The 4,998-nt window shown below is 71.5% G+C and carries 6 protein-coding genes; 1 reads left to right on the top strand and 5 read right to left on the bottom strand.

From position 1 onward, the window contains the following. Positions 1-1,138: 1,138 nt before the first annotated feature. The 3 genes from ACIQPR_RS49070 to ACIQPR_RS49060 all read right to left on the bottom strand — a co-directional run bounded on the left by ACIQPR_RS49070 (position 1,139) and on the right by ACIQPR_RS49060 (position 3,767). A complete protein-coding gene (locus tag ACIQPR_RS49070) occupies positions 1,139-1,939 on the bottom strand; it encodes a class I SAM-dependent methyltransferase (protein ID WP_403664375.1) in 801 nt (266 codons plus the stop codon). Beyond that, positions 1,936-2,601, bottom strand: a complete 666-nt coding sequence (locus ACIQPR_RS49065) for an RNA polymerase sigma factor (RefSeq protein ID WP_403664372.1) — start codon at positions 2,599-2,601, stop codon at positions 1,936-1,938. Before ACIQPR_RS49065 ends, ACIQPR_RS49070 begins: the two co-directional genes overlap by 4 nt. Before the next feature lie 317 nt (positions 2,602-2,918). Next, positions 2,919-3,767: a glycosyltransferase family 4 protein gene (locus tag ACIQPR_RS49060; protein ID WP_403664369.1), complete on the bottom strand. Its 849-nt coding sequence runs from the start codon at positions 3,765-3,767 to the stop codon at positions 2,919-2,921. 9 nt (positions 3,768-3,776) lie between these two features. On the opposite strand from ACIQPR_RS49060, the gene ACIQPR_RS49055 reads away from it, so the two are divergent. Next, positions 3,777-4,004: a hypothetical protein gene (locus tag ACIQPR_RS49055; RefSeq protein ID WP_403664366.1), complete on the top strand. Its 228-nt coding sequence runs from the start codon at positions 3,777-3,779 to the stop codon at positions 4,002-4,004. 324 nt (positions 4,005-4,328) lie between these two features. On the opposite strand, the gene ACIQPR_RS49050 is transcribed toward ACIQPR_RS49055, so the two are convergent. Both ACIQPR_RS49050 and ACIQPR_RS49045 read right to left on the bottom strand, forming a co-directional pair. Continuing rightward, the gene (locus ACIQPR_RS49050) at positions 4,329-4,733 is read right to left on the bottom strand and encodes a hypothetical protein (protein WP_403664363.1); all 405 of its coding nucleotides are present in this window, start codon (positions 4,731-4,733) and stop codon (positions 4,329-4,331) included. Positions 4,734-4,749: 16 nt separating this feature from the next. Further along, on the bottom strand, positions 4,750-4,998 hold a 249-nt coding region (locus ACIQPR_RS49045), incomplete at its 5' end, for a winged helix-turn-helix transcriptional regulator (protein WP_403664360.1).

Raw genomic sequence — 4,998 nt, 5'->3', positions numbered from 1 at the left:
CGAGTTCGGAGACAGCCAGACCGGCTCTAACCGCCCCCCTTTCCTCACAGAACTCATCCGCAGCCGAATACCCAAAAACCAGCCCACCAACAACAGCCACTCCACCAACACAAAGACAGACCACCATGGCGCAAGGGCACCACAGCAACCACCACACACAACAACCACCCGGGGCCGAAACCCAAACCCAGCGAGGGCATCGCACGTTGCCTCCTCGACACCACAGGATCATCGGCGACCACGCCATCCCGTACGACGAGGAAGTCGAGCCGACGTCGCCAAGGACTCCCCCCTCAGGCGATGGGTGCACCAGCAGCGCAAGGCGAACCGTTTGAGCCGCGGCCTGGAGGAGGCGTCGCCGAAATCACCCAACCCACCGGCGAAGGCGACTTCATGCGGGAGGCCACCGGAGCCGACCACACAAACGGTCAGTCCCCCAGCCGTACAGAAGCCCAACCGAGGCCGCGGCCCACGCCGACCCCTTCCTCACGCAGCACGAGATGCCAGGCAACGCCACGGACGAACCCGACGCCGCCCACACGGGATGCTCCCAACCCCACCTCGACTCCGACGGCCACACAACTGCAACGACACTCCCCTCTCAACCCCGCAGCGCGAAGCACGCGCGACCCTGCCACCCGGCTTACAGCGAGCAGAAGACACCGATCCGGCACCGCACAGGCCGTAAGTCGTAGGCCAAAGGGCTGGTGTGACCGGTCCTCGGGGCTATCGCACTGGTCGTAGGCGGGAGGCCGCGCACAAGATCGCCTGTCAGCACGGCCGGGTCGAAGAGAAACGCGATGCAGCAGCCTCGGAGGATGTGCGAGCCTTCTTCTCCCGGACGCCGACCGAGAAGAACCTGATGACCCGCAATGCCGCCCTCCAACAGCTCAGCCACATCGCGCGCGAGCGGGCATTCGGCAGGCACGTCGGCTCCGACCGGCTCATCCAGGCAGGGCTTGACGCACTCCTTGCGGAGGTCGAAAGTCCCTCCCTCGCCATGTTGGCGGGACTCATCCGCAGCGCGGAACCCGAACCGCCAGCGCTCTTCGACCACGTACTGGAGGAGCTGGGACTGCTCTTTCAGCCGCCCGCCGACCCCCGGGCCGCAAAGTGGGCGATGGCCGGCCTCCCGCGCTCAGGCCCCGCCGCGGAAGACGTAGGCGGTCATCGGGGCGGTGACGGGTCCCGGACCGAGCCGGGCGGTCATCTCCTCCACGACGGCGGCCCGGACACCCGGACCCGCATCGCGTTCCTCGACGGCCGCGCGCGCGGGCGTCCCGGTGAGGAATCCGGTGGCGACGTCGGCCACGGACGCGGCCCGGCCGTCCAGCGTCAGTTCGTGCTCCTCCTCCACTACGAATCCGGCGGCCGTCAGGTCGGCGGCCACGAGCGCGGGAGCGGAGTATCCGTGCGGGACCGCCGGAAGGAACTGCGGCGTGTCCACCGGGAAGGCACGTTCCAGACCGGCCTGGAACGCCGCGCCGAAGGCATGCGTGCCGAGCGGGCCCCACGTGTTGAAGAGGAACCTTCCCCCCGGGGCGAGCACCCGCCGGATCTCGGCGAAGGCCGCGACCTTGTCCGGGAAGAACATCACGCCGAACTGGCAGACCACCAGGTCGAAGGCGTCGTCCGGGAAGGGCAGCGACTGGGCGTCGGCCTGCCGCCACAGCGCCCCTGGGGCACGGTCGGACCCGTAGGTGACCATGGCTTCGTTCAGGTCGGTGGCGGTCACCTCGGCCGAGGGTGCCGCCGCGAGCAGGGACGCGGTCAACACGCCGGTCCCCGCGGCCAGTTCGAGGATGCGTCGGGGGCTCAGTGCGGCCGCCCGGGCGCTCAGGTCATCGGCGAAGGGCCGGAAGACCACCGGTACGAGGTGCTCCTCATAGGCCGCCGGCATGGATGCGGACCACAGTCGGTCGGCGTCGGTTCCCGTCATCCCCATGACGCTAACGCCGCGCCGCCGGTCCCGCGACATACCGCGCGCCCGTACGCCCCGGAGTGCGGTGCCGTCATGCGGCGCGTTTCCGGGGCGGTGTCCGGCCGGAGGCGTGATGCCAGGCGGTGCATCCCGCGGCGGGCGTGGCTCTTGACGGTGCCCAGGGGCCAACCGGTGAGTTCGGCGATCTGGGTCTGGGTGAGGTCGTCGTAGAAGGCCAGGTTGAGGACCTGGCGTTGGGGCTGGGGAAGTCGCGACAGTTCGTCGGCCAGCAGGACGCGGTCGAGCGCGGCCTCCGGTCGCACGGCCTCGTCGGTGGCCGTGAGCATCAGCTGACCGGCCGCCGCGTCGACCAGCCGGGTACGCCGGGTGCGGGCGGCCAGCGAGTCGGCGATCTTGCGGCGGGTGATTCCCAGGAGCCACCCGGGAAGGGTGCCGCGTTCGGGCGTGAATCCGGCTCGTCCGCGCCATGCGGCGAAAAACACCAGCTGGGTGATGTCCTCGGCTTCCCGCGCGTCCCCCGTCGAGCGTCTGGCGTGGGCGTACACGAGAGGACCCCACCGCCGGTGCAGGGCTTCGAGACAGGCCTCGTCACCGTTCAGGAACCCGTCCACGAGGGCACCGTCGTCAGTCTCCGCGTCGATGTGCACTGCGGTCGTCATGGCTTGCTCCCCGCTGGACCCGCCGGTCGCAAGAGCGACCGTGTCCCCTCCACGGTGCGCATTCGATGCAACATGAACAACTCGCATCGTCTTTGCATCGAAATAGCCGAGACCGACGTAACCGAGGTCGACGCACCGAGATGGCGCAGCAGCCGACGGAAGCCGTGGTCGCCGCAGGCAGACGTCATGAGCGGCACGCCGCGGGAACGCGAAGCGCGGGTGGGGAGCCGGAAGGAACGAGGCTGTCCACGCGATACGGCGGCATCGACACGCGAGCCGCTCCCCGCCCGGTACCGATCGACGCGTCGACCCGACCTTCAGTAGCCGCGCAGAGCGAGGTATTCGGCGGCCAGCTCGTCCGCCATGCGTGCGACGGAGAATCGTTCGGCGACCAGGTCCCTGCCCGCGGCGGCGTAGCGGCGTCGGTCGTCGACGGACGTGGTCGTGATGCGCCGCAGGCCGTGCATGAGTCCCGCCTGGTCGGATGTGCCCATCAGGAGTCCGTTGCCCCGGTCGCGGAGGTAAGGCGCGACGCCGCCGCGCCGGGGCCCGGCGACGGGCAGGCCCGCGTCCATCGCCTCCAGTACCGCGAGCCCGAACTCCTCCTTGGCGCTGGGGCACACGTACCACGAGCACGCGTCCGCCGTCCGAGCGGCAAGGGCCCGCTCAAGGCGGCGCACCTCGGTGTTCGGCAGGGCGGGCAGCAGCGCCAGACGGCGGCTCGCCCCGGAGTTCCCGGCCAGCAGGGTGTCGATGCGGTGGCGCATGTCGTCCTCGGCGGCCGTGCCCGCGCCGGGGCTGCCGCCGACCAGGATCAGGGTGGTGCCGCGGTATGCGCCTGTCGCCAGCCAGGCCCGGACCAGGAGGTCCTGCTGCTTCACCGGGTGAAGTCGGCCCACGCACAGCAGCGCGGGCAGGCCGCGGTCCCGGGGGTCGAGCGAGTCGGGGCGCGCACCGTCCCGGTAGAGCGCGGCGAGCGCCCGGCGCCTACGGTCGTGCTCGTCGGGCGCGGGGCGGTACGCGGCGATGCCCTCGGGCGGTGCGCTCGGTCCGGCTCCCGTGTTGATCGGGGCCAGGACGGGGAAATGGCGGACGAGTTCCGCCGTACCGCCACGGCCGGGGATGCCGACGACCGTGTCGGCACGGGCCACGAGGCGATCGGCCACGAACACCCGATGCAGATCGTGCCGGAGGTCCTCCCCCGCCGTCGGGTCGGCCGGGTCGCGCGCGGCGTGCCGCGTGACGAGGTCGCGATGCGGATCGGGGGTGGCCGTGAAGACCAGCGCGGCGCCCAGTCGGTCGGCGGCCTCCGCGAGGGCCAGGCTGCCGTCGTCGGCGTATCTGACGTGCAGGATGTCCAGGGAGCGCGCGATCGCGCCGAACAGCCGGGGCCCGCCAGGTGAGCGCGGTGCGCTGGTGGTGCAGGTCCTGCTGGGCCGGGGTCGTGGGCGCGTCCACGGGAAGCCGCATCACCCAGTGGCCCGGGCTGCGTCGGCGGACGAGCCCGGGGTCCTCCGTCAGCTCCTCGTGCCCGGCCGCGACGACCGTGATCACGCCGGCGATCCCGTCGGTCTCGGCGAGCCGGTCGCCGAGGTCTCCGAGCAGCACCGCCAGACCTCCGCTCATGCCCTGCCCGGGAGAGTCCAGCCGCCCCAGCAGCACGGTCTGGGCGACCACCAAGCCCGACGGTCCGTCCTTGTCCGGGCCTGCCGCGGGCACCGAGGGTGTCAGCAGGAGCCGCTCGTAGGCGTCCGCGGCCCGGTTCGGATCGGATCGGGCAGGTGGGCCGGGCCTCCCGGTATCCGGTGCGGATACCGCCAGGCGGTATGGCGCACGGCTCGATGGGCGCTGCGCTCCGCGAGCGCCGCGCTCTCGGCGGGGTAGGCGCCGCCCCCGCCCCCGGGCGACGCGGCCCCTGGCCCCCTCCCGCACTCGGCGTCCAGCAGCCGCGCCAGGTCGTCCGGTACGGGGCTGGGGTCTGGCTCTCGGTGCGGGGTCGTGCGCCCGGCACGTCCGGCGCCGTCGAAGAACGCGGCGCGGGCGGCCACCAGGGCGTCCTGGTCACCGTGGCCCGCGCGGGCCGGGCGTCCGGGGTCCTGCTGACCGCGGTGGCTGCCGGGAGTCAGTCGCATGCAGTTGTCTCACCCGTCAAGGAGCTTCGCCCGAGCGCTCCAGGTCGAGTGCAACTGCCCTTACCGCGTCGACGATCGGCATGAGCTTGCGGCCGAGGGAGGTAAGTCCGTAGACCGTCGACTGCTTGCTTTTGGACTCAGTGACCCGGCTCACGATGCCGGCCTCTTCCAGCCTGCGCAGGCGGTTGGTGAGGGTGACCGCGTTGGCCTTCGGGATCGCTCGCTGCAGTTCGTTGAAGCGCATCTCCGAGACCTGCAGCGTCAT

The sequence above is a fragment of the Streptomyces sp. NPDC091280 genome (assembly GCF_044768565.1).
Lineage (GTDB): Bacteria > Actinomycetota > Actinomycetes > Streptomycetales > Streptomycetaceae > Streptomyces.
The sequence above is the reverse complement of the archived record's forward strand: the minus strand, read 5'-3'. Positions and strand labels throughout refer to the sequence as shown.

Bases quoted from the DNA above. Each gene is read 5' to 3' on its own strand.
- ACIQPR_RS49070 (WP_403664375.1), bottom strand. From the start codon at position 1,939: ATGACGGGAACCGACGCCGACCGACTGTGGTCCGCATCCATGCCGGCG.
- ACIQPR_RS49065 (WP_403664372.1), bottom strand. From the start codon at position 2,601: ATGACGACCGCAGTGCACATCGACGCGGAGACTGACGACGGTGCCCTC.
- ACIQPR_RS49055 (WP_403664366.1), top strand. From the start codon at position 3,777: ATGCAGATCGTGCCGGAGGTCCTCCCCCGCCGTCGGGTCGGCCGGGTC.
- ACIQPR_RS49050 (WP_403664363.1), bottom strand. From the start codon at position 4,733: ATGCGACTGACTCCCGGCAGCCACCGCGGTCAGCAGGACCCCGGACGC.